The sequence below is a fragment of the Fodinibius roseus genome (assembly GCF_900129315.1).
Lineage (GTDB): Bacteria > Bacteroidota > Rhodothermia > Balneolales > Balneolaceae > Fodinibius > Fodinibius roseus.
The window spans coordinates 196,757-222,483 of sequence record NZ_FQUS01000002.1; the positions used below are offsets into that span (position 1 = coordinate 196,757).

The following is a 25,727-nucleotide window of genomic DNA, read 5'->3' on the forward strand; positions in this document are numbered from 1 at the left end:
GGGCTTTTAATCCCTGGCAAGTTCACGATTTCCGGGACAGAAAAACAGGCACTGCGTGGTACGCCTTTTAGCGTGGCCAAAAAGAGGAAAATATCCCAGGCAAAACCCGGCCTGTTCATTATTACCGGGGAAAGTAACCGGTTCCGGTGCGTTACAAACGTTTTTTGGGCGTACTTCTCTCAGTATACGGCTAAATTTATAGAAGCCTGCCCAGGCTGAATCCGAACCACACAAAAAATAATCCCAGCGCCAGGCTGCCAAGGGCGTACAAAAAAGCGTAGCCGGTATGCCCGTTTTGCAGCAGCGAGAAAAACTCAAAGGAGAACGTAGAAAAAGTGGTAAACCCCCCGCAAAATCCCGTGGCCAGGAGCAGACGTGCCTGCTGGTTCAGATCTTCGGTCAAAGTAGCGGCGATAATAATGCCTATAAGAAAGGAGCCGGCTAGATTCACGGTGAAAGTCCCCAGGGGATAGAGGATAGACCAGCTTATATTCATGTAGTAGGATATCACGTAGCGAAGTGCGCTTCCGACAAATCCCCCGATACCCACTATAAAAATAGATTGCAACGTCATTATTCGTAACAGGTCAGTTATTAACAGTTTATTAGCGCCTACAACAGTCGCTGACCGCTGGCCTTGTTATTTGCAGAACATTTCATTCCTGTCGGACTATTCAAAGCAATGGGTGTATAAACAGGCATTGCAGCGTGATGGGAAGGAGACATCATCCTCGGAGCAGTTGAGAGTGAATTCATTCCCTTATCACATTATCTTTGAGCCTGAACCGGGAGGCGAACGTTCCGGGCTCCGGAGTGCCTGAATTCCATCAGCACATTCACCGAGTCCCCCGCTGCCAGGTCATCTTTCAGTTTTATCAACATAATATGCAGTCCGCCCGGCTGAAGATACAGGTTGTCACCGGATTTTATAACGCGGTCGGGTGCGGGACGCATAGCCGACATGCCGTTTTCTCCTTTGTATGATTCATGGACCTCGGCTTCCCGGGCGACATCGCTGGATACTCCTGCCAGGGTATCCGGGTAGGCTGTTTTGTTGCGGATCGTCAGGTAAACAGCACTCATCATGCCTTTTGCGCCGGGACGCGCCCACCCATCGGTCAGCTCAATGGTACCGGAAGCGACCACTTCTTTCTGATGGTTTTCGCCGGAACCGCATCCCCAAAAGAGCAGCAGTGGACAGACTAAGGTCAACAGACAATAACGATAAACAGGCATAATCAGCGTATTTTTTGAAGGTCTTCGATCACATTTTCAGGGGGGACGACATTTGCCGGATATTCGGTCCTGATCCGTCCCTGTTTATCCATAATATAGATCGTATTGGAGTGCCTCATAAAATAATCGCTGCTATCTTGCTGCAGGGAATCGATCCGCGCTTTCTCGGCAACGATATTGAGTTTTGAGAGTAGCGAGTCGATCTCGGGAGGCTGACCCGTAAGCAGTGAAAACTGGTGATTCAGGCTGTAGACATCTTTGTATTCCGCAAGCACGGAGGGCGTGTCGCGTTCGGGGTCAAAAGTGATTTCCACAAAACGAATACCACTGGTATCCGCCAGCTCGCTCTGGATATTCTTCATATTTGCCGTGATGACGGGGCATACATCCGGGCAGTGGGTGTAGATGAAGGTAATGAGGGTGGTCTTTCCGCTGTAATCGCCGGGAAAGCGTACCGCAGAACTGTCCTCATTGAGCAGCTCGTAGGAATGATTATTCAAATCAATGATCGTATCGGGATTGTTACAGGCAGCCAGTGATAGCGATATCCCCAGGGCTGCAAAAGTCCAAAGCATCAGATTGATTGGTTTCATAACAGGTAAATATAGCACTCTGCCGCGTGGTTAAAAAGTAAATTGCAGATCGGCAAAAAAGACGCGCCCCGGTTCAGGGATCGGCCGGCCGGAAAACGGGTTCCTGGCGTTCAGGTGGTTAACATACTGCGTCCCGATAATATTCTTGACTCCGGCCTGCAGGGATAGCTGTCGCAGTATGGTAGCACCCATTTGAAGATCAGCCGTGGTGTACCCGTCGGTGGATGTCTCGCCTTTTAGAGCAGCAATCCGGTCTTGCTTCCCCACAAAATGAACCGTTCCCTCTACGAAAAAGGGTCGCTGCGGAGATTCATAGCGGAAACCGGTATTGACGGTCAGCGGGGAGATTCCGAGCGCGGGCTGGTCGAGTTCACGGTCTTCGCCCCAGAGGTAGCTGAGTCCCCCTTTCCATTGTAAAGCGTCCAGCAGGCTGTAAGAAGCGGCCGCATCGAATCCACGGAACAGGGCCGAGCCGTTAATATACTGGAAAACGGTGTCGGGGCTCAAAGGCAGGCGTTTCGGCAGGGACGTGGAGGTTATGGTGATATAATTATCCATCCGGCGTATAAAGGCATTGAAGGAAAAATTCCATTTGGGATAGGCGGCGCTGATCCATAGGTCGGCCTGGGTGCTTCGCTCGGGACGGAGGGCCGGGTTGCCTGCGAACTCGGCACTGGTTTGGGCTTTACTGGCGGGGGTGCGGTCGGAGTAGCGCTCCGTGGCGTCAGCAGTGCGTACTACGGATCCGATTCCGGCCCCCAGGGTCCAGTGGTCGGAGGGAATATAGCTCATGGTGGCCGATCCGCTGACGTTGGTCTCTGAGGAGCGCAGGTCGGAACTTATGTTTTCCCTGAAAAAATCACTTGCCGTATCTGCGTCGGCGCTGACAAAATCGAGGCGGAGCGTGCCCTGCGCATTCAGCTGATCGGAAAAAGTGTAATCGGCCTGCAGGTAGCCCCCTCCGTCCCGGATGGTGGCACCGGGCCACATCAGATCCTCAAACATCTGCATGCCGTTATCACGCCGCTCGATGGTGCGCACTGCCTTGCGGTTCGCGCTGTAATAGTCGCCGCCTATTTTCCAGTCCCACGACTCACCGCCAGAGAAGCTCGAGGAAAAGGCGCCTCCCGTCACATACATATGGGCATCGACCCCTACATCCAGCCCGAAGGGAGGCATGCGGTCGGGATCGGGTTGCGCGGTGGGTTTGCCGTCGTTGGTCATTCCGTGATCCACCGTGTTGCGGTAGACAGAGGCTTTCATTGTTTCGATGGTTTCATGGTCCGGGGACCACTGCCAGCGGGCGGACATATTATACGTGTCAAAGTATTCCGCATCCAGAAGCCGCCCGGGGTAGTCGATATTTTTTTGGTTCTGATAGCCCAGTGAGACATTTAGGTAGGCGTTTCCCGTTATCGCATACCCCAGCTTACCCCGCACCTCGCGAGAGAGAAAATCAGCGGGTATGGTGGTCCCGTTTCCGGATCTGTAATTGTTTCCTTTACGCCACGCTCCGTGGATCCAGTAGCCTGCTTTCCCCGTGTTGCCAAAGGCCGAGGCGGATTCTTCCACCGCATTGTAGTTGGAGTCATACCCGCTGGAGATCGTCCCGCCAAAAGGTTTCCGAAGGTCCGTGAGCGGCTGGGTTTGAACGCGGACGGCGCTCATGGTACCGGCGCCCCAGGTCAGGGCATACGGTCCCTTAACCACGTCAATGGTTTTGATGGAGGAAGGATCGAGGTGACTCAGGGGGGAGTCCATGCGAGCGGGACCGCCGGGGAAAATGCGGGTGCCGTCCAGGAAGGTGCCGACTTCAGTCTCCCTGAGGCCGCGAATCACCGGATCAAGTCCCACCGCACCGCGGCGTACGGCGTCCACCCCATCAATGTCGCGCAACAGTTCACCCGAATCACGGGGATTTGCCTTTTGGATTTCTTCCCGGGCCAATTGCGATCTTTTTAAATCGGGCTGCAGCGCCGTAACCTGGATGCCCTGCAGCAACAATATCCGGGGTTGCAGCTCAATGCGAAGCGGGCCGAACTGCGAAGTTTCGGCCGGTAGCTGTTTCGTATATGTCCGGTATCCGACAACGGAAAAGACCAGCTCCCGGGTGTCCTCCGGAATTTTTTCCAGGATAAAGAATCCCTCTTCGTCGGTGGTTGTACCGATGGTCGTTTGGACAAAAAAGACATTTACGCCCGAGATAGGCTGCCCTGTTTCCCGGTCCAGTACGGTGCCTGTAAGAATCTTGTGTTGCTGGGCGGTGGTCGGACCGGCGGTTACGGCAAGAGTACATACTAATAATAAGAGATAACGCATCATCTTGTTCATGATAGTTCATTATTAAATTTTGAATAGCTGGAGAATGGTTAATGCAAGCACCTAAATGATTAAGCCAAGCCGGGGTTTTGCCCGAAGTTATAGTCCGGATCCGAACGACTGATTCAGGCTGTACGGTACGCAAGCACGTTTTTCCCGTCAGTAGGGTAGAAGGGGCATGCGCAGACGCTTATAGTAAAGCGTTTTATTTACGCTGCGGCCTGCAGATCCTAATCACTTTAGGGGGACAGTGAGAGAAAGAGGCCGCCTGGCGGCGAAATCATAAGAGGGCTTCCTCCACAAAGACTGTCCCGATAGCTATACAACCTGTGGTGGGGGAGGGAAGGGTTCAGCCTGCCAGAGAGAATCAAACTCTTCGGATTCTATAAGAAAAGTTTGCCCGGCATGATGATGTATCAGATGAAGAGAACGATAGCTGTGCTGAAAATAGAAATGAATTTTAGGGGCGCGATCGACATGGTGAGCCGTGCTCGAATGCCTGTCTCTCTGATGCTCCTGTTGCACCATCTCGTCGAGCTTGCAGCTGCCGTTACACGCTATCTCCGGGTTATCCCGGTTGATACACGCTTCCGTAGCAAAATAGGTAAAATTCGCGTAATAGCTCAGGTAAGGCACAGTAAAATGAAATACGGCCGTTAGGTGAGCGCAAATCAATATGAGAGAAATTCCTTTCTTCATCACCCGTTAAGGTAAGGAAATCCCTCAACCTAATCTACACCCCTTTTAGGAAATCCCTTTGCTGTAAGGACATTGAAATACAGCCTGCAGGATCCCGTGGATCGGGACAGCTGAGAAACTAATAAAGCTGTATGTAAAAGCATTCTTGGGTGTAAAAAACTGCCCGTCTATTATTTTGCCAAGCCCTTTTTAAATGTGGCCCAGCAGCCAAAAAATAAGAATGATAATGAGTATCGTGCTGAGAATACCGCTGGGACCATATCCCCAACCACGGCTATAGCGCCAGCTGGGCAGAGAACCAATAAGCATCAGGAGAACGACGATAACAAGAATAGTACCTAACATAACAGACCTCAATGAATTAAGATGAGTGAATCACCGGTAAATCTGTATTGGTCCCTCTTTAAAGGGCTGTAAACCTGAAATGTTCCCGGCGGGGTTGGCAAAATTATGATAAAGAAGGCTGGCTATGGCCTTTTTTTCTTTTCCGCAAGTAAGTGCCGCATGATTATTTGAGCCGCTTGCCGCGATACCTCTTTCAGTTTCTGGCGGTCGGCCCGGTCATCCACCTCATAGGTAACAGCGTCCGCTCCAAAGGTTTGGTATATCCAGTTTTTCGCAATGGGAGAATTGGTGTCGAAGGGCTCCACGTTGAAGGGGGTCTCCGGGAATTGTTCCTGCAGCGGTTCTATCCAGCGGTAGGTAAAATCTTCCGGGAAGGTGGATATATCCCGTTTTATGGGATAAAAGATATTCGATTTTGTAGAATGAAAGTCAATCCCGTAATACACCCGCCGCTCCGGACGTTCGTTAATCGGCAGCAGGTCGTCACGGATAGCCCGGGTTTCCGGCTGGTTGAAGTTTTTCCAGTCGCGGTTCAAGTCGATACCCGCCCCATTGTGACGCCAGTGTCCCTCCGCCACCCCGTCCGGATTGACCAGCGGATAGCTCCATATTTCAAATTCTTTTCGGAAGGTGCCGGCAAGTTCCGTATCTGCTGTCAGCGCCTCGATGAACGCCCGGCTCGCCAGTCCCCCGGTAACTTCGGGCGGATGCTGCCGACCGGTGATTACGAGTACGCCCTGTTTGTGGTCCGGGGGAGCGCTGCCGATCGTCATTTTTATGACAGGTCGTTGCTGGTGCGAGTAGCCGACGGTATCCAGCTGCGTCGGGGTGGCGGTGCTGATGGAGTCCATCCACGCTACCATATCACGGTAGGTAAGCAGTTCCTGAGCTGAAATCCATAGGGGATTTTTATTCAGATCAAGGGTCAGGGTAGCCGTGCCGGAGGTGTCTTCCCGGATGTCGGAAGAATCGATCCTTGTCCACCTCTTCCCATCCCTGCTCAGCTTAGGCAGGTAGCGGTGTTTACCGTGCTTATAGGAGAGTTGGAGGTTAATCGTAGTGGGGGAATTACTGTGCATCTTAAAGGAATACCAGGGACTGTTGTTAATTGGATGATTTTCAGGTTCGATGACTGCACGGTACAGGGAATCACTGACCCGGTAAAAGTCATTCATCCGTGCTCCTTCGAATTCATTGCTTATCCATATTCCTTCGGCTGCGACACCAATCGTACGGCTGTACTGGAACTGGATTTCTTTATCAGCAGTATTGGTTACTCCTTCGGGATCGTAAGAGTAGCCGGTAAACTCTTCGCTGCTCTTGCAACTTTGGAACATGAGGAACACGAGCAGGAGAAACCAAAAAAATCGGGAAGAGGGCATACGTTACTTTACGTCGGAATTATTCATGAGTGATATGGAATCATTCGTTAAAAGTTACACTTCTTGTTTCCAATCTCAAACTTTCTACCCGGGATCACTAATTTGACCTCCCCCCGGCGAAAAAATACGGCGCTCAGGGGACAACCGGTTTGAGGGTATAAGATACCACTATGTTATGAACCGATTACGGTACATAATATCTGTCTTTTTTGCTTCGCCTTTAAATAGTATCATTAATCACTTGTAAATTACAGCTCATAACGTAGTGGAAGGATTTGCTGTACAAGAAATAATCGATAGCCTCTGGAAGCCGGTTTCCGGGTTTTTCATTCATTGCCTCACTTCTTGTTATATTGTTACATCGGTTAAGCGTATACACGCAGAAGTGAAGCGGGAAGTGATGGGTTAACGATCACAAAAAGGAACTGCACAGGTGTTAAATTTGCGAGCATTATTTTTTATGGGATTGCTGCTGTGCAGCTGGTGTTATTCTGTGGAGGCACAACAGAGGGGTGGTTCACCTTCTTATGATGATGAGAGGTCCCCGCAGGTGTGGGATTTGGATGTAGAGGGTAATGATAGTTTTTCAGATATCATTATCAGGGATCAGATTGCAACGGAAGCGGTTACTTTTTGGGACAAACTGAAGTTCTGGAGGCACGGGGGACACAATCTTAGTGAAATAACCATTCAAAAGGATGTCGTCCGTATTCGCAATTATTACAACAGGCGGGGTTTTCCAGATGTGCAGGTAGAATACCGCATAGAAGATGGAAACAAGCCCTGGAAAAAACACGTGGTTTTTATCATCAACGAACAGGCTCCCATCCGAATTGGCGAAATTAACTATGAATTTACCGGTGATGACCGTCACCGTGAAATGGTATTGGACAGCCCTGCCTTTGCCCGGGTCCGCCGGCAAAGTGAATTCCGGGGGGGAGAGCGATACGAAACCATAAAAGAGCCGGAAGTAGTGGGCAGTTATGAACAGTTGCTCAAAAATATGGGTTTTTCATATGCCGAAGTTGCTGTCGGGTCAGAGGTCGATACCACACGGCTCACCGCCGATTTGACGATCCACTGCTCGCTGGGACCCATGACCTATTTTGATACGATCTCGGTTGCCGGAGACAGCACGGTCAGTGACGATTATATCATTCGCGAGTCGGGACTAAAAAAAGGGCAGCAATACAGCATCAATGCATTGCAGGATGCGCAGCGTGAGATTTTCAACCATCATCTTTTTCGATTTGCTACTATTAATATCCCTGATCAGCCCCGGGATTCGACGCTGAATTTGGAGATGCAGATTCGCGAGAATTCCCTGCGTACTGTGCAAATGCTGGCTGGCTTCGGAACGGACGAGTACCTGCGGGGACAGGTAAGATGGATCCACCGCAACGCCTTTGGATACGGACATCAATTTACCAGCACGGCGAGAGCATCATTTATTGAACAGACGCTCAACTTTGATTATCTGATTCCGTATGTTTACAATACGAAAAGCAGCGTCGTCATTTCTCCTTTTGCCCAGCATTTGTTGGAAGACAACTACGAGCTTTACCGGCTGGGCGTCACGAACAGTTTTATTTATCGCTATAGCCAAAATATGACCGGCTCCGTATCGTACCAGTTTACCAGGAACAGCGAGCTCTCACAGCAGCTGGATGAAAACCTGCCCGATACGACCCAAAACTACGATCTTTCTTCTATCCAGTTAAGCGGTTATTATAATCAGTCATTAGGCCGGCGAGGGCAGGAAGGATGGGCCATCCAGCCCTATATCGAGATATCCGGATTTTTAGGGTCGTCAACCTTTAAATTCCAGAAATTTTCGCTCGATGTTCGCCGGTATACCCCGCTGACAACAACCACAACCCTGGCCACACGCCTGCAGGCGGGGAAGCTGTTTGCGACCCAGGAAGATTCATTGCCCAACAACATACGCTATTATCTCGGGGGGACCAGTTCCATTCGGGGCTGGGGACGTTATCAACTGGGACCGAAACGGGCGGTGACCGACACCCTTAAAAATGACAGCGGAGAAATCGTATCCGACACTACCGCCTTTAGCCGCTACATACCCGCGGGGGGACGTACATTTTTTGCGTTTAACCTGGAATTAAGACAGGATATCGACGCGCTGATTAACGGTTTCGGGCTTACTGCCTTTCTGGACGGGGGACAGGTTTGGCGCAAGGATCCGGATATTGAGGACAGGCCCCTGCAATTTAGTGTCGGCGGCGGCGTTCGCTATAATTCTCCCATCGGCCCGGTCCGGCTTGATGTAGGTTACAAGGTAAACCCATCCGATGCGGATCTCAACAGATACCGGGGACGTGATTTTGGAAATGCATGGGATCGCATAGGAATTCATATTAGTGTTGGACAGGCATTTTGATGAGTACGAATAATAAAACAGATCAATCAAAGGATAAGACGTCGCGGCGAAAATGGCCGTGGGTAATCCCGCTTTGTGTTCTCGTGGTTATAGGGGGGGCACGGCTGGCCCTGATGACGGGGGGAGCCGGGAACTGGGCCCGAAATATGATTGTGGATGCAGCGAATCAGCAGTTAGTCCCACGGCTTTCTATCGAAACGCTGTCGGGGGATCTGTGGCATGGGGTCACGCTGACCGGTATCGCGCTAACCGACGAGAATAATACGGTCGTCGCTTCCATCGATACCCTGCAGATTGAATACCGCCCGTTAAGCTATTTTAGTGACGCCCTCGTCATTGAGAAGATGCGGCTAAGCCGCCCTTTTATCAAACTGAGTCAGCAGCCGGACAGCAGCTGGAATGCCGGGCACTGGTTGGACGGCGATACCTCTGCCGGAGATACCACGGCCGCTGATTTCCATTTTTTGCTTTCTGATTTATCGATGGAACAGGGTCAGGTCGATGTTTCCATGCCGTCGCTGGGAGCAGATTCCTCTTTTGTGGTTGATAATATGAATTTTTCCTGCCGCATCGGTTTTCTGTCCTCCGGCTATGATGCAACGGTGGATGATTTCAGCTTTAAAATCATGAATACGCGTCTCGATACGCCTGTTTCCTTTACAACTTCCGGCAACGCAGATGAGACATCCGTTACGCTTGAAAAACTGGCTGTTGCGACCGGCTATAGTATGGTAACCGCAGCGGGACGCGCTAACCTGAGCGACTCAACAGCCGAACTTCAGGCAGAAGCATCACCGCTGGGCTGGCACGACCTGGCGGTGTATATGGAGGATGAGAATATGCCCGTGCGGGAAGATGTGGATATCTCGCTCGGATTCGAAGCCACGGCAACCGATGTCAGGGTCCGCCTGAACGCCCGGGCGGATGGCATAGAACAGTTCAGGATGAATAGTCATTTCCATCGCGATTCAACCCTCGAGCTTTCTTCATTTGACGTATCGGCAGACCGGCTGGATTTGGCGGTATTCACGGGCGATACGACCATGCCGGCCCTTCAGAATATGATGGTACGGGGGACGGGAACAGTGCCGCTGGGTGGCTACCGCAACGCGCGGCTGGAAGGGACGCTGTCGGCCGACAACCTCCGGCAGGGCCCATACCGGCTGGATGCACTGCGGGGCGAATTTACCCTCGGGGACGCACAGGCCCATCTGCATCTGGAACCTGCTGTTGGCCGTGAAAAGCTCATGGCTGATGTGGAGATGTCGAACATTTGGAGTGAAAAACCATCGGTTGGTGTTGCGGTTCGGGGGACAAGTATCAATCCCGCCAGCTGGCTGCGGGATGAAGCGTATACCGGGAACCTTACCTTTAACGGCCGGATGAGCGGGAACGGCTGGTATCCCGGGTCGGGACAAGCGTTCTGGAATTACCGGCTTACGGTTCGCAATAGCCGGCTGATGGACCAGCAGGTGGACCGTGCGACCTTTGCGGGAAGGTTGAACCAGGATGCGATAACCAATGAATCCCGGCTTGCGATTAACAAAAGCCAGCTGCACCTGCAGGCAGATATCCGTCAGTTCCGGACCAGGCCCGCTTTCTCCTATAGTCTGACCGCCTCCGATCTCAATGTTGCTGATGTTGCCGGCATGGAGGAATATCCTTCTTCTGTTTCGGCTACTGTCGAAGGAAAAGGGAAGGGCGGCAGGCTTCAAAACCTGGAGCTGCAAAGCAGGGTGCGCGTGGACTCATCGATCTTCCTGGGAGAGGCTATCCGTAGTCTTGACGTGGACCTGCAGGTAAGCGACACGGTAATGACGGTCCAAAACGGGATGCTGGAAAGTGATATCGCTGACGGCCATTTCAGCGGGCGTTTTCACCTGGACGATCCCTATGATGTAAGTAATTCCCTGAACATGGGAATAGAACTCAAGGATCTCTCATCGTTTGCATCTGTTGCCGGAGTTGACGTACTGCGGGCTGCCGGCAGCATAAACGGTAAACTGACGCCAAATGGACAGGATCTGATTGTATTCGAGGGAAAAGCCGATCTCGAAGAGGTAAATTACGATAACCGGTTTACAGCTCCGCGAGTATCCGGTGCACTTCGCCTGGGGCTGACTGAAGAACCGGAATATGTGGCTGATTTCGAAATCGTTCGTCCTGTCATTGCGTCTGTTGACTTGCAAAATATCAGGCTGAAAACAGAAGGACAGCGTTCGGGCAACACAGCCAACGGCACGTATGAACTTGAGCTCGCCGGCCAGCACCAAAATCGCATTGACCAGGCCGGTGCATACCGGGTGAGCGAAGATTCATTGATGGTGGAAATGTCCACTTTCGACCTGACGAGTAGCTTGCGTACGCTGTCATTGCAAAAGCCGTTTCATATCACATGGTCCAACAGTACCTTGCAGACGGATACCCTGCACATCCGTTCCAGCGATGGATCTTCTTATATGGAGCTGGCGGTTCCTCATGCCGATTCGCTGCATCAAAAGGGGTATTTCAGAGCACAAAAATTGAATCTGAAGGCCATTCAGGATGCGATACTGGGCAATTCCTACCTTGACGGAGTGCTTATGGGTGAGTTCCGTGCCGACCGGACGGATACGAGCCTGGTGGCCTCCGGGCATCTGTCGATGTCAAATGTTCACTACGAAGAAACGGTGCTGGATACGTTCAAGCTTCAGACTGACATTGACAATAAACGACTTGAAGGTATGATGGAACTGCACCAGGGAGGGGAGCTCATCGCCGAGGGGGATCTGGATATCCCGTTTAGGGCAGAGAACCCGGAGCTTTTGGAGGAACGTTTTTTTGAACAGCCGGTAAGCGGCAAGTTGGTACTGCATGCAATAACATTAGGGCGTTTTGAAACCCTGCTGAAGCAGGCCGGATATGAAAACACAAAGGGGATCCTGCAATTCGAGGGGACGCTGGAAGGAGAAGCCGGGGAGCCGAAAATGGACGCCACTTTTCATCTCAGCGAGGCAATGCTCTCGGGAGTGCCGATTGATTCTCTCGTCGCTTCCCTGGAATACCAGCACACGCAATCGAATCTCAACCTGAATGCCACGCTCACCTCTCTTAATCAGAAAGCGCTGCAGGTGGACGCCCGGATGCCGCTGGATGTCAATTTACGCAGCTGGGAGGTTGGATTGCCCGGGCCCGGGGACAGCCTTTCGGTGGCGGTACTGACCAACCAGTTTAACCTGAAAGCCCTGAATGATTTTTTGGGCCGGGATATGGTACGTAATTTGCAAGGACGTATAAACGGTATGGTTAACATAGAAGGTCCCCGCAACAGTTTGCAAACATCAGGGGAATTCAGTTTGCAAAATGGGGGGGTAAGGGTGGTTCCGGCGAATATACGGCTGGATAATATCGGCTCAACCATCCGGTTCAAACCCGATGAGATTGAGCTGACTAAACTGAGCATGAGAAGCGGGAGCGGAACCCTGAATGCGAGGGGAACGGTGTCGCTCAATGAACTGGTTCCGGGGGCTGTAAAGATGAATATCAGCGCCAAAAATTTTAAGGTGGCCAATACGGATGAATATAACGGGATTATTAATCTCAATGTGGATGTGGGGGGCAGCCTGTCGCAACCGAGATTAAGTGGAACCCTGGATGTGATTAACGGCTTTGTGGAGTTGGACAATTTTGGAGAAAAATCGGTCGAAGAGGTGAGCCTTGACACAGCCATGGCACCGGAACCCGAGATCAGCCTGTACGATTCGCTGAGCCTGGATATGGATGTCGGATTTAATCGCCGGTTTTTTGTGCGTAACCAGCGCTACCTGGAGATGGAGCTGGAACTGGAGGGACAAATTGACCTGTTAAAGGATCCCGGCGACGACTTGCAAATGTTTGGAAACCTGACCACGGCCGATGGTTATGCGGAGCCTCTGGGGAAACGCTTTGAGCTCGAGGAGGGAGCCCTGGCCTTTTCCGGTCCGGTTGATAACCCGGAGGTCAACATACGGACTTTATATGAGCCGCCACAGACCGATCAGGAGATCAAGATATGGTACATTATTGAGGGTACAGTAGAAGCCCCCCAGTTCAAATATGAAAGCAGTCCCCCGATGGACCTGGCGGGCATTATCAGCTATACGCTGTTTGGACAGCCTTTCTATAAGCTTAATCCCGCAGAGCAGAGCGTAGCGCGTACCAGCAGCAGTAATACAGCCGCTGATTTTGCCCTGGATGTGCTGATGGACCGGGTGGAGTCGCTGGCAACGCGTCACCTCGGCATCGATGTGGTGCGTATTGAAAATACCCGTGTAGGCGGGGAGAGCGGTACCTCGATCAGCACCGGTTGGTATATCAACCCCAGGGTGTTTTTTGCGATTCAGAACGTGATTACCGGCTCAACACCGACGACCGGCTTTTACCTTGAATATTATTTAAAAGAGAATCTGAGGCTTATTTTGAGCCAGGGGGTCGACAACCGCCAGGGGATCGATATGCAGTGGGAGTATGACTATTAAAAGCCTTTTGCAAAATCGCTCTTCTGCCCAATGTCGGCGATATCGGTCGGTTGAAATCCTCGCATATGAGCTATATGCTGCGAGGGCTACCTTCCTCTGGTCGTGACCTTGACCAAAATCCCTGGGTCTTCAAAGGCTCCTGTAATACCGTCCGAGTATTCGCGCTGTGGTCGTAAGGACTGAAGTATTAATCGGTGGACAAAATGAACTATTTGACGATTTTTCAACATCTACTTCTCGCTAATCTGTGGTGGATTTTGTGGAATAGCTTGTTATTTTGTGAAATGGAAAAAACGAATTGCTAATCCCCATAATTGCAAATATGTATAACAGAAAAGACAAGCAGTTAGCTCAAAAAATATTAACCTTCAGCTGTGAGCTGGAAGAGGGACAAAATGTGATGCTTCAGCTGGTGGGACTCAATGGAATCGGCCTCTTGCGGGCCCTCGTAGAAGAGGCCCGCGCCATGAACGCAAACCCGTTTATCCGGATAGAAGATACTGAGATTCGTCGTATCCTTTCTGAAACCGGCGACAAGAATTTTTGGAAAAACCAGGCGGAGGCAGACCAGCTTCCCTTAATGAAGAAGATGGATGCCTTTGTGGGTATTCGCGCCTCACTGAATATTTACGAGCAGGCGGATGTCAGCAGGGAAGCAAATAAAGCGTATGCCGATTATTTTGTCGATCCGGTCCACTTCAAGGAGCGCGTGAATAATACCAGCTGGGTGGTGCTCCGCTATCCCTCGGAAGCTTTTGCCATGAACGCCCGGATGCCGACGCAGAGATTTCGGGATTTCTATTACAAAGCGTGCCTGCTGGACTACGAGGAGCTGGCCGGGGCCATGAAACCGCTGCAGGACCGGCTGGAACAAACGGAACACATTCGATTGAAGGGAGAGGGGACCGACATCGATTTTTCGGTCGAAGATCAGACCTGGATTCCCTGCTTCGGCAAGCGCAATATCCCTGACGGAGAGCTTTTTTCCTCGCCCATACGATCCTCCGTAAACGGTTATATCAGCTATGCTCCCTCGGTGTACCAGGGCAAGCCTTTTGATTTTGTAAAGCTGGACGTGCGCGACGGGGTTGTGGTCGATTTCGACTCATCCAATAATGAGGCTCTTGAGGAGATTCTGGATACCGATGCCGGTGCTCGCCAGTTCGGCGAGTTCAGCTTCGGACTCAATCCCGTAATTGAAGAGCCGATGCATGATATTCTGTTTGACGAAAAAATCTACGGCTCCAATCACCTGACGCTTGGCAACGACTATGAGATAGCCCCAAACGGCAATGAAAGCAACATTCACTGGGACCTGGTTTGTATCGGCGCCGATGTGTATCTGGATGGCGAAAAAGTGAGAGAGGGCCGCACCTTTATCACAGATGATTTAAAGGGACTGAATCCGGAAAATCTGATGCAGTAGGCAATACATTGTAATAATGATAACTCCTTTCTTTTAAGGGGTTGTCATACTCTCTATTTTTGATTGCCCAAAAACGGTATGTAGCCCGGACTGTCCACCAGGGAATTTGGATTTCAAGGCCTCACATAATAAATAGTTCAGATGTTCGTATTTATATAGTTAAAGTTGGGAACATATTTACTTATTAAATAATAAGAAGATCTGTTTTAGATATGGAAAAAAAAGCTTCTGTATTTAGAAAACTCGTCTTATCGCTCACCTTTTGCCTGTCCCCGTTGCTGATTCTTGCCGCTCCCCCCGATCAGGGTATTCTGCTGTATACGGCCTATACGAGTCAGTCTGTAACGCCGGGCAAAACGGTGACCTACAATATTGAAGTCATCAATCAAACAGAAGGGATACAAAATGTAAATCTTTCGCTACGGGGTGTCCCCAACAGTTGGGCACCCTCCCTGACGGCCGGAACCAACAGCATCCAAAAGATCGCGGTAAAACCAAAGGGGGTTGAATCGGAGAATGCCAAAGAGGTTGACCTCAAGCTGAATGTTCCACTAAAAATCAGTAAAGGATATTACACCTTCGAATTATTTGCCGAAACAGACAGCGGTATGGAATACCTGCTGCCCCTGAGCATTCAGGTTACCGAGCAGGGGGTGTTCCGGACCGAAATGCAGATCGATCAGGCCAATATGGAGGGATACGCAGATTCCGATTTTAATTATAATTTCACGCTGAATAATCAGACTGCCCGGGAGCAGAACTATGCCCTCTCTTCCGCAGCACCGCCGGGCTGGGATGTCCGCTTTCGGGTGGGAGGCAACTACGCCACCTCTGTTAGCATCGGCACCAACGAGAGCGAGAATATATCGGTGCAGGTAACCCCACCTGAGCAGACAGAGGCCGATACGAGTGAGGTTGTCATCCGGGCCACTTCCGGCAGCACTTCGGCCCGGGATACGCTGGAAGCGGTTATAAAAGGGAAATATGATCTGAATTTGACAACTCCCTCCAGCCGGCTGAGCACGGAGGTGACGGCCGGGGGTGAGCAAACGATCGAACTGTTGCTGGAAAACAGCGGCACGGTCCCGCTGCGGGATATCTCGCTGGATGCATCGACTCCTGCTGAGTGGAAGGTCAATTTTGAGAACGACGAGGTAACCCGGCTGGACCCGGGAGAGACCACCACGGTGGATGCGACCATAGCCGCCAGCAGCAAAGCCATAGCCGGTGATTACCGGCTGCAGATGGACGCCAGCACCCCGGAGGCTTCGTCGGAGGCCACCTTCCGGGTAACCGTCAGCAAATCCATTGCCTGGGGATCAGCGGGAATTTTTATCATCCTGCTGGTATCCGGCGGAATTGCTTACCTGTTTAAAAAGTACGGGAGGAGATAGCCATGAGCGATCCCATCATCAGGATTGAAAATCTGGTAAAGGATTACCGGGATACCAGGGCCGTGGATCACCTGGACCTGGAGATTGAAAAGGGAGAGATCTATGGGCTGCTTGGTCCCAACGGAGCTGGAAAAACGACCGTTATCCTGACGCTGCTGGGACTTACGGAACCGACAGCGGGCAGAGTTACGGTCAAAGGTTACAATGCGACCTCGGAACCGATCAGGGTAAAAACCGTCACCAGCTACCTGCCCGACGAGGTGGGATTTTCCGGAAGTAGTACGGGACTGGAAAGCCTGGTTTATACGGCGATGTTAAACCGGGTTCCACGGGAGGAAGCAATCGAATCCGCAAAAGAATTGCTGGATATTGTGGGCCTGGGAGCGGTCGGAGACCAGAAAACAAAGACGTATTCCAAGGGAATGATCCAGCGGCTGGGACTGGCTGATGTGCTTATTACGGAGCCGGAAATCATCGTGCTTGACGAGCCCACCATCGGCATCGATCCCAAGGGCATTAATGAGTTTTTGGACATGATCAGGAGCTGGAGCAAAGAACAGGGGATTACCGTGCTCTTGTGCTCCCACCTGTTGCACCAGGTCCAGAAGATATGTGACCGGGTAGGCATACTGGTAGAGGGACAGCTGCTGGCGGAGGGGGATATCCACGAGCTGGCCGATGAGCTGTTTGGCGACCGGGAGGCCTCCATTACGGCGGAAGTTGATCCCGTGACCGATAGCTTGATCAGAGAATTGAAGCAAACGGAATCGATACGAACCGTTGAAAGGGATGGAGAGACCATCAGGATAAGGGGAAAGCGGGAGGCGGCCCCCCTGATTTCGCAAACGATTGTGCGCAACGGCGGGGATTTATACCGGCTTTCGTATAAAGAATATGGACTGGATGAAATCTATCAATATTATTTCGAAGGAGGTGGAGTAAAACAATGACCGTGGATAGCGATACCGTGAGACCGTTCTGGGTGATGGTTCAAAAGGAAATTTCGGATCACGTCAGGAGCTGGCGGTTTGTAATCCTCGTCGCCCTGATTGTGTTGACGACCAGCGGATCCATATACACGATCTTATCGGTTATTCAGGATAACCCGGCCCAGCTCAGTGCGGACACTACGTTTCTCTATTTAAAGATATTTACGGAATCGATCAATAACCTGCCCCCGTTTATAACGCTTATCGGCTTCCTGGGACCGCTGGTCGGGATCGCCCTGGGATTTGATGCCGTGAACGCGGAGCGGGACAAAGGGACCTTGAGCCGGGTTATCTCCCAACCTATTCCCAGGGATTATTTTATCAACAGCAAGTTCGTGGGGGCTCTGATCGTAATCTTCGCCCTCATTTTTGCCCTGGGTTTTCTGGTGCTGGGTCTGGGTATCCTGTATGTCGGTCTCCCGCCTGCCGCCGAAGAACTGCTGCGCATTATCGCATTCCTGGTTTTTACCTGCGTATACGTAGCTTTCTGGCTAAATCTTGGCATCACCTTTTCCATTGTGTTTCGCCAGTCATCAACCTCCGCACTCTGTACGCTGGCCATCTGGCTTTTTTTCAGCGTTTTTTATTCGATGCTGGTCAATTTTCTGGTCGGTGCCACCACCTATAGCAATTATGCGGCCCGGACTCTTACGGTGATGCTGTCCAGGATATCGCCGGAATTTTTGTTTAACGAACTGACGACCATCCTGCTTACCCCCTCCATCAGGAGCCTCGGGGGATTGAGTTTCGAACAGGTATCCGGTACGATTCCTTCGACTTTGCCGCTGGGACAAAGTATGCTCCTGGTCTGGCCGAATATCACTGCTTTGGTGGCGGGTACATTAATCTGTTTCGGTATCTCCTATATGTTGTTCATGAATCAGGAGATCAGGGCGTGAAGGGCGTAGCGTTGGGGAGTGGCGGCTTGTCGTAAACACATAGGGTTGTACTCTTATCATCCAGTAGTAAGTTTTAATCCCCAGAAACCTGATTATAGCTTTTGCCTGTCTATCAGAGGCAGAAATTTTCGGCATTGCTTAATGAAAGGGCATAAACGATAAGTACATAAAATTAGTTCTATTACCTGATCGCGGGATATTTAAATCAAATCAAATTATTGCTTATGTCAAATTGTGTTGCCCTGCTTGGATGGAGTCTCCCTGCCATTGAAAGCGTAGAAAAACTGGACAAACCTTATGTCGTTGTCAGTTTTTCCGATTTTGAAAATTATGCCAACGAACATGACATTCCTTTTGTAAGCTGGGATTTTAATCACTGGGATGAAACACAAAACTCTCTGCAGCTTGCTGAAAAACTAAAAGCCTTTGATGTGGGCTATGCAGTGCCTCTTTTTGAGGAAACGGTAGAGTGGGCCGGAGCATTAAATTCGATTCTACGGGATGATCCCAGGCTAATGAACCGGTCTTACCTGTTCCGAAATAAAGCGATGATGAAGCGGAAGGCGCTTTTGGCCGGTTTGCGTGTCGGTTTATTTGATGAAGTTTACAATACCTCGCAAATCCATCAATTTATGGACCGTCTCAATGAAGCAAATCTTCAGCTGGAGGGGGAAGAGGATGCATGGATACATCTGAAGCCTTTTGCAGCAGCCGGGACCGTGGGTCATAAGCTGCTGCGCTCCCGTAGTGATATACAGGATAAAGTTGTTGATAAGGATTTTCCCTGTCTGGTGGAGAGTCATCTGCCCGGGAAGGAATTTTCCTGCGAAGCTTTTGTCCATGAAGGCGAGATTAAATTTCTGAATATTACTGAATATGTTCGCCTCGGATACTCCAATTTTGTACCGGCGGGACCAGAATTGCAGGAAAAACGCCCGGCAATCAAAAAGGCGATGCAAAAGTTGGTAGATTCGTTTGGTATAGAATACGGAATGATTCATCCGGAATGGTTTCTCACGGAAAATGATGAGTTGAGCTTTGGGGAGGTAGCCTGTCGCATACCGGGGGGGCATATTCTGGAACTGGTAAGCAAATCGTATGGATTTGATGCCATTCAGGCTCTTATTCTAAGCAGCGATCCCGGTACAACTTCGGAGGAACTGGACGAATTTTTCCCCAACGATACAACAACTGATGTCTATCACGGCAGTCTGATGGTGTATCCAAAACGAGGCCATATTACCAAGCTGGAAGTTCCGAAGGAGCTGGAAGAAGACTCGTACTTTGAAGAGCATACGCTTTATCCGCCAAGTCCGCATAAAGTGAGCGACCGCGAAGGATTCGGGAACCATTATGGCACTATCTTTTTTAAGGGTGAAGAACCTAAACGAATGCAGGAATTATTGCGTCATTACCGGGAGGTTGATTTTTACGTATAAACAATAGCAATATGAATTTAAGTTTGATCCCTATTTAATGGCGATATCTGTTGACGCTCCTAAAAAGATTATTGTTCAATTTGATAAGGCACTTGAAAATCTGAGAGAAGCGAAATCATTTGGTATAGAACAGTATAAACCCCGGCTTATGAGTGCCGTTCATCGCTTGTTGGAGAGCCCGAAAGGTCTTCAGTTTCTTCATAGTCGTATTGAAGAGCTTCATGATGTTCATATTTTTCAGGGATCCGCCTGGGAGGACCCCCATTCGCTGGTACCCACCCTGGTAGGGGGCACATTAAAGGCAGGAGGCGAAGCAGCAGACTTTGAGATATTGAGTGAGTTGCGTCTTCTTGCCATTGCCAATGGCCGTATCGAAGATGAAGATATCACTGCTGCTGAAGCAGGAGGCTTTCTGCAGAAAGTGTTGGCCAATAATTTGGAATTTCTTTTCCCGGAGAGTACGGAAGAAGCCCGCAAGACATCGGAAGAACAGTGGAGAAAGATCAGGCAGTTGTTTGAACTGCTGGTAGAGGAAATTCCACTGGAAGGAATAAAGGAAAATCTTCTGGAAGAAGTAGAAATGATCTGTGCCCAGCGCCCGATTGTAACCGATCGCGCACAGCGTATTCTTCAGTTTGTCAAAGAAGAGCTAAACCTCAATTCAGAATTGACCACAGATCACAGTCTTCGTGAATACGTGGACTGCCTGTACAGCCCTACCTTTTATTTGCATGATAACCCGGAGTTATCACCGGAAGCCTACGGTGAATATCTCGATCAGGCCGATGATGAACAGCTTAAGTCAGAATGCCTTCAAATGGGGCAGTCAATGAGTTCAACCGGTCTAACCAGTCCTTGGAGTAGTGTTTTACTTAACAAGATTGTAGAGCAACCGATACGAATCCACCAGGCTCTTGCTTTGAATCAATCCGGAAAGGCAGAGCTAATGAAACATAAAGCATTTGTTAAGGAGCTGATCACCCGTGTTATAAACCCGGCTACCCATCGTTGTATTTATGGGCTGGGTCGACTTTTGGAAAGGAACCTGTTGTCACACCAACCGGTGGAAACCGGATTAAAGCGACTTCTGGATTTGAAGATGGATCCTTCCGTCAGCGAAAAGATCCTTCAGTCAACCCTTGCCCTTAAGTCGGATAATCCGGCACCGGAAGCACTACTTACGGCCGATACCCTAAGTGTGCTGGGCCAGCCGCTTGGCGTCGGACAGGGATGGAATCCTACCTGTCAGTCAGCCCGGGGGATTAGTTTATGGAGCAGTCATGCTCCAGGGAAGCTGCTAAATATGATTATTTCCGCTGCCACTGAGAATAATCTCTCCATGCGTTTCGAAGGAACCGAATTGAATTCTTCTGAATTGCTGGAGGGGCTGGCCAAGGAGCTGGATTACCATTTGGATATGGTTTCCATTGTACTGGTACCCCACCTGGACCGCCTGTATAATGAAATGATGAGACGCTGTGCACTTCGTCCCGAGGATGGTCACAAGTGGGTGAATCCTGCAATGTACGGGCACTGGATCCCGAATGGATTTCTGTCGGCCTATAATGTAACGACTGATGCTATTACCAACTACGAGGAGTTTATTCGAACGTTTTATGCTACCCATCACCCATCCTATAACGGTGGCCACGACCTTGCCTATCCAAATCCGGTAGGAATCTTTATCACCTCATCAAGCGGTAAGCTTTTGGGGTTTCATGCAGTTTCTATTCTCCGCGTCGCCGAACATGCGGGAGAGGTGCGTGTTTATTTTCTAAATCCCAATAACGAAGGTCGGCAGACATGGGGACCAGGACTGGAACCTACCGTGGTCGGGAAAGGTGAGCGGTATGGGGAATCCTCTCTTCCCTTTTATCAATTTGCCTCGCGGATATATGCGTTCCATTATCTTAAGGCTGATCTGGTTGATCCACAGATTGTTCCGGATAACGAAGTAAACCGAATTATTGACATGGCACGCAGCAGTTGGGGCCATTCCTATACGTGGTCTGGTCAACTGGGTTAAATAAATTTATCTGTTATGCAACGTCATTCATCCCGAATTGAATTAAGTCAGTCAGCGCTGCAAAACAACCTTGATTTTATCCGTAGAAAAACCGGCGAGGATGCGATTATATCTTCCGTGGTAAAGGCCAATGCCTATGGACACGGTATACCAGAGTTTGTCCCTATGGCCGAAAAGTGTGGCATTCGCCATTTTGCGGTAGCATCAAGCTATGAAGCGGAGGAAGTGTTGGAAGCCCGCACGACCGATGCAGATGTTATGATCATGGGGATATTGTATCCTGAGGATCTGTCTTGGGTTATTGAGCAGCAGGTTGAGTTTTTCGTCTATGATTACAACCGGTTAAAACGTGTGATAGAAGTAGCTGAAAAAATAGATAAGAAAGCTCGTATTCATCTGGAGTTGGAGACCGGGGGCAATCGTACCGGTTTGGAAACGGGGCAGTTGGATGCGGTGATCAAACAGATTAAAAAGCATGCAGACCAACTTATACTGGAAGGAGTTTGCACCCATTACGCGGGAATAGAATCACTTTCCAATCAGCCTCGTATCCAGCAGCAGCGAAAGCAGTTTGGGGAAATGGTCGATTGTATCAAATCATCGGGTATTAACCCAAAAATGCAGCATACGGCCTGTTCAGCGGCAGCTCTTGCTTTTCCGGAAACCGTTATGGATTTAGTTAGAATAGGTACGGCGCAGTACGGACTGTGGCCCAGTCCTGACATCTACAACCTGCACCTGCTGGAGGAAAACAAGGTGTCTGATAACCCTCTTCAACAGGTATTAAGCTGGAAGACCGATATTATGCATCTCAAGGAAGTAGCGAAGGGCGAGTTTATCGGGTATGGGACAGCCTACTGTGCATCTCGTGATATGCAGATAGCGGTGATCCCGGTGGGATATGGAAATGGTTATACCCGCAGCCTCTCGAACCGGGGACATGTACTCATCCGCGGAAAGCAAGCTCCTATTGTGGGAGCTGTCAATATGAATGTTTTTATGGTAGATGTGACGGATATCGAAAACGTGCAGATCCGGGATGAAGTCGTAATGGTTGGACACCAGGAAAAAAATGCCATTACTATTAAATCCTTCACTGAAGTTGCCGATGCTATAAATAATGAATTTATAAGCCGCTTGCCTGCAGCCATAAACCGGCAGGTAGTACCATAATACGGGGAGTTCATGAAACTCCTTCACATGCAGACGAATCTCAACAATGAAAGCTCAGGCAGGTACAGCTTTAGATGATGAACCGGATATGGCTTCCCGGTAAGGAATATGGTGGCAATTGCAATGGGTATGTCCTGGTAGTTGAGCAAGAGATGGAAGGATGAATTAACTAAAAGAAGCCCTTCATTAGAAATAGAAGGGCTTCTACTGCTATTCTCCTGTGTTTTTATCGTTATTAGCCCGCCCAGGCTTCGGCGTCATTGAAGACCTCGGCAAACTCGATGGTTTCTCCTTCTTTGCCGAGGGTCGCTTCAAATTCAACCCGCTTGTCCTCCTCGCGTTTAATCAGTTCGGTAGCAAGCTTATCGATAATCTGGGTCTGTATCAGCCGCTTGAGCGGTCGCGCCCCGTAGACGGGATCGTAGCCGCGTTCGGCCAGCCAGTCCTTGACGTTGTCTGAGATTGACAGCTTGATATCTTTCTTGTCGAGCATCTTGTGTACCCGTCGAAGCTGGATATCCACAATGTCCCGGATATGCTCTTTCTCCAGCGGGTGGAATACGATGACATCATCCACGCGGTTGAGGAACTCCGGACGAATTTGCTTCCTGAGCTGCTCCATCAGCTGATCCTGCAGCTTGTTATACACGTCATCCGTGAACTCCCCGCCGGTCTCTTCGATTTTATCGGAGATAAGGTGCGAACCGATGTTGCTGGTCATGATGATAATGGTATTGGTGAAATCCACCGTTACCCCTTTGTTGTCCGTAAGGCGTCCTTCGTCCAGCACCTGCAGGAGCATGTTGAATACATCGGCATGCGCCTTTTCGATCTCATCCAGCAGAATGACCGAGTACGGCTTGCGTCGCACAGCTTCGGTAAGCTGTCCCCCTTCGTCATATCCTACATAGCCCGGAGGAGCCCCCACCAGTCGGCTTACGCTGTGTCGCTCCATGTACTCACTCATGTCAATACGGACCATTGCGTCTTCGTCGTTAAAGAGGAAGTCGGCCAGCGAACGGGCAAGCTCGGTTTTACCGACCCCTGTTGATCCCAGGAAGAAGAACGACCCGATGGGACGCTGGGCATCCTGCAGGCCGGCGCGCGAACGCCGCACGGCATTGGAAACGGTTTCAACGGCGGGATCCTGTCCCACTACCCGTTTATGCAGCTCTTCTTCCAAATGAACCAGTTTCTCCCGCTCGCTCTGCAGCATCTTGCGCACCGGGATGCCGGTCCACCGCGATACAATATCGGCGATATCTTCGTACTCGACCTCCTCTTTGAGCATGGCGCGGCCTTCCTGCACTTCCTCCAGCTGTTCTTTGGTTTCTTCGAGATCTTTTTCCAGCTGGTTGATGGTGCCGTATCGCAGCTCGGCCACCTTTTCATACTTTCCTTCGCGCTCGGCCTTTTCGGCCTCGTTGCGGGAGGTTTCTATCGCCTGCTTGAGGTCGCGTGTTTTCTTGATCAGGTCCCGTTCGGTATCCCACTGGTTGCGCATGGTCGACCGCTTTTCTTCCAGGTCGGCCAGTTCTTTTTCAATATTTTCAATTTTTTCCTCGTTTTGTTCCCGTTTCAGGCCCTCGCGCTCGATTTCCAGCTGACGTATTTGCCGCTCTACCTGGTCCAGTTCTTCCGGCATGGAGTCAATCTCCAGCCGCAGGCGGGAAGCGGCCTCGTCAATCAGGTCGATCGCCTTGTCGGGCAGAAACCGTTCGCTGATGTACCGGTGCGACAGTTCCGCAGCAGCCACCAGGGCTTCATCCCGGATTTTCACCCCGTGATGGAGCTCATAGCGTTCCTGAAGCCCGCGTAAAATTGAAACCGTATCTTCCACGCTGGGTTCATTGATCAGCACTTTCTGCATACGGCGCTCAAGGGCGCGGTCCTTTTCGATATACTTGCGGTACTCATCGAGGGTTGTGGCCCCGATAGCGTGGAGTTCTCCGCGGGCCAGCGAGGGCTTGAGGATGTTGGCGGCATCCATGGAGCCTTCCGAAGCACCGGCTCCAACAAGCGTATGGATTTCATCGATAAATAGAATAATTTCTCCCTCTGAATCCTGCACTTCATTGACCACCGCTTTCAGGCGTTCCTCAAACTCGCCCCGGAACTTTGTTCCCGCCATCAGGGCCCCCATATCAAGAGCTACAATGCGCTTGGATTTTAGGCTTTCAGGCACATCCCCGCGGTTGATACGCAAGGCCATTCCTTCTGCAATGGCCGTTTTTCCTACTCCGGCCTCTCCGATTAATACCGGGTTATTCTTGGTACGCCGGGAGAGAATCTGCATGACGCGCCGGATCTCCTGGTCGCGCCCGATAACCGGATCCAGCTTATTCTTTTCGGCCTCTTCATTGAGATCGCGGGCATATTTTTTAAGGGCGTTATAGCGACTTTCCGCATTGGGATCGTCGACTTTTTGCGAGCCGCGGACATCCTGCATGACCTGCAGGACATTGTCCCTGGTTACGCCGTGCTGCTTCAGAAGCCGTCCCGCTTCGCTTTGGGTTTTGAGCATTCCGATCAGAATATGCTCCGAGCTGATATACTCGTCTCCCATTTCATTGGCCGACGACTGGGCCTGGTCAAACAATTCCTTGGAATCATTTGCAAGATACTGTCCGGAGACGGAAGCGCCCTTGACAACCGGAAGCTTGTCGATACGTTTCTCCAGCTCCGATTTCAGCTGTGGCGCTCGCACCCCCACTTTATTGAGGATGGTATGGACCACATTATCGGTGTCGGTAAGCAGTGCCATAAGAATATGGGTCGGGGCTACCGCCTGGTGGTTGTTGCCGGAGGCTACATCAACCGCTGCCTGGACGGCTTTCTGGGCTTTGAGCGTGAATTTGTCTAAATTCATAATGGTTGAAGATTAAGATCATCATTCTGTTTTTGTTTTCT

The 25,727-nt window shown here is 50.5% G+C and carries 17 protein-coding genes; 9 read left to right on the forward strand and 8 right to left on the reverse strand.

The annotated features are described in order from the left end of the window. Positions 1-196: 196 nt before the first annotated feature. The 7 genes from crcB to BUB16_RS02755 form a co-directional block, all read right to left on the reverse strand. A complete protein-coding gene (gene crcB / locus BUB16_RS02725) occupies positions 197-574 on the reverse strand; it encodes a fluoride efflux transporter CrcB (RefSeq protein ID WP_073059288.1) in 378 nt (125 codons plus the stop codon). 194 nt (positions 575-768) lie between these two features. Continuing rightward, positions 769-1,236 (reverse strand): copper chaperone PCu(A)C, encoded by a 468-nt coding sequence (locus tag BUB16_RS02730; RefSeq protein WP_073059289.1) that lies wholly within the window; start codon positions 1,234-1,236, stop codon positions 769-771. Between the two features lie 2 nt (positions 1,237-1,238). Continuing rightward, positions 1,239-1,829, reverse strand: a complete 591-nt coding sequence (locus tag BUB16_RS02735) for an SCO family protein (RefSeq protein WP_084087984.1) — start codon at positions 1,827-1,829, stop codon at positions 1,239-1,241. A 30-nt stretch (positions 1,830-1,859) separates the two neighbouring features. Continuing rightward, positions 1,860-4,160 carry a TonB-dependent receptor gene (locus BUB16_RS02740; protein ID WP_084087985.1) on the reverse strand — a complete coding sequence of 767 codons (2,301 nt, stop codon included), beginning with the start codon at positions 4,158-4,160 and terminating at the stop codon, positions 1,860-1,862. Positions 4,161-4,466: 306 nt separating this feature from the next. After that, on the reverse strand, positions 4,467-4,847 hold the full coding sequence (locus BUB16_RS21140; protein ID WP_139240166.1) for a hypothetical protein: 381 nt from the start codon (positions 4,845-4,847) through the stop codon (positions 4,467-4,469). A 189-nt stretch (positions 4,848-5,036) separates the two neighbouring features. Continuing rightward, positions 5,037-5,192, reverse strand: a complete 156-nt coding sequence (locus BUB16_RS02750; protein WP_073059293.1) for a DUF3309 family protein — start codon at positions 5,190-5,192, stop codon at positions 5,037-5,039. 122 nt (positions 5,193-5,314) lie between these two features. Further along, a complete protein-coding gene (locus BUB16_RS02755) occupies positions 5,315-6,574 on the reverse strand; it encodes a M14 family metallopeptidase (RefSeq protein ID WP_073059294.1) in 1,260 nt (419 codons plus the stop codon). 460 nt (positions 6,575-7,034) lie between these two features. On the opposite strand from BUB16_RS02755, the gene BUB16_RS02760 reads away from it, so the two are divergent. From BUB16_RS02760 to alr, 9 genes are all read left to right on the forward strand, one after another. Beyond that, positions 7,035-8,975 (forward strand): BamA/OMP85 family outer membrane protein, encoded by a 1,941-nt coding sequence (locus BUB16_RS02760; protein WP_170864261.1) that lies wholly within the window; start codon positions 7,035-7,037, stop codon positions 8,973-8,975. After that, positions 8,975-13,471 (forward strand): translocation/assembly module TamB domain-containing protein, encoded by a 4,497-nt coding sequence (locus BUB16_RS02765; RefSeq protein ID WP_073059296.1) that lies wholly within the window; start codon positions 8,975-8,977, stop codon positions 13,469-13,471. Before BUB16_RS02760 ends, BUB16_RS02765 begins: the two co-directional genes overlap by 1 nt. A gap of 322 nt (positions 13,472-13,793) precedes the next feature. Further along, positions 13,794-14,897, forward strand: coding sequence for an aminopeptidase (locus tag BUB16_RS02770; protein ID WP_073059297.1), 1,104 nt, complete (start codon positions 13,794-13,796; stop codon positions 14,895-14,897). A gap of 212 nt (positions 14,898-15,109) precedes the next feature. Then, a complete protein-coding gene (locus BUB16_RS02775) occupies positions 15,110-16,291 on the forward strand; it encodes a COG1470 family protein (RefSeq protein WP_073059298.1) in 1,182 nt (393 codons plus the stop codon). 2 nt (positions 16,292-16,293) lie between these two features. Next, a complete protein-coding gene (locus BUB16_RS02780) occupies positions 16,294-17,241 on the forward strand; it encodes an ABC transporter ATP-binding protein (RefSeq protein ID WP_073059299.1) in 948 nt (315 codons plus the stop codon). After that, complete coding sequence (locus tag BUB16_RS02785; RefSeq protein ID WP_073059300.1) at positions 17,238-18,179, forward strand: ABC transporter permease; 942 nt, start codon at positions 17,238-17,240, stop codon at positions 18,177-18,179. Before BUB16_RS02780 ends, BUB16_RS02785 begins: the two co-directional genes overlap by 4 nt. 224 nt (positions 18,180-18,403) lie before the next feature. After that, positions 18,404-19,618 carry an ATP-grasp domain-containing protein gene (locus BUB16_RS02790; protein ID WP_073059301.1) on the forward strand — a complete coding sequence of 405 codons (1,215 nt, stop codon included), beginning with the start codon at positions 18,404-18,406 and terminating at the stop codon, positions 19,616-19,618. A gap of 37 nt (positions 19,619-19,655) precedes the next feature. Next, positions 19,656-21,644, forward strand: coding sequence for a hypothetical protein (locus BUB16_RS02795; protein ID WP_073059302.1), 1,989 nt, complete (start codon positions 19,656-19,658; stop codon positions 21,642-21,644). Positions 21,645-21,659: 15 nt separating this feature from the next. Beyond that, positions 21,660-22,817, forward strand: a complete 1,158-nt coding sequence (gene alr / locus BUB16_RS02800) for an alanine racemase (protein ID WP_073059303.1) — start codon at positions 21,660-21,662, stop codon at positions 22,815-22,817. A gap of 235 nt (positions 22,818-23,052) precedes the next feature. On the opposite strand, the gene clpB is transcribed toward alr, so the two are convergent. Further along, positions 23,053-25,686, reverse strand: a complete 2,634-nt coding sequence (gene clpB, locus BUB16_RS02805; protein ID WP_073059304.1) for an ATP-dependent chaperone ClpB — start codon at positions 25,684-25,686, stop codon at positions 23,053-23,055. Between the last annotated feature and the right edge of the window lie 41 nt (positions 25,687-25,727).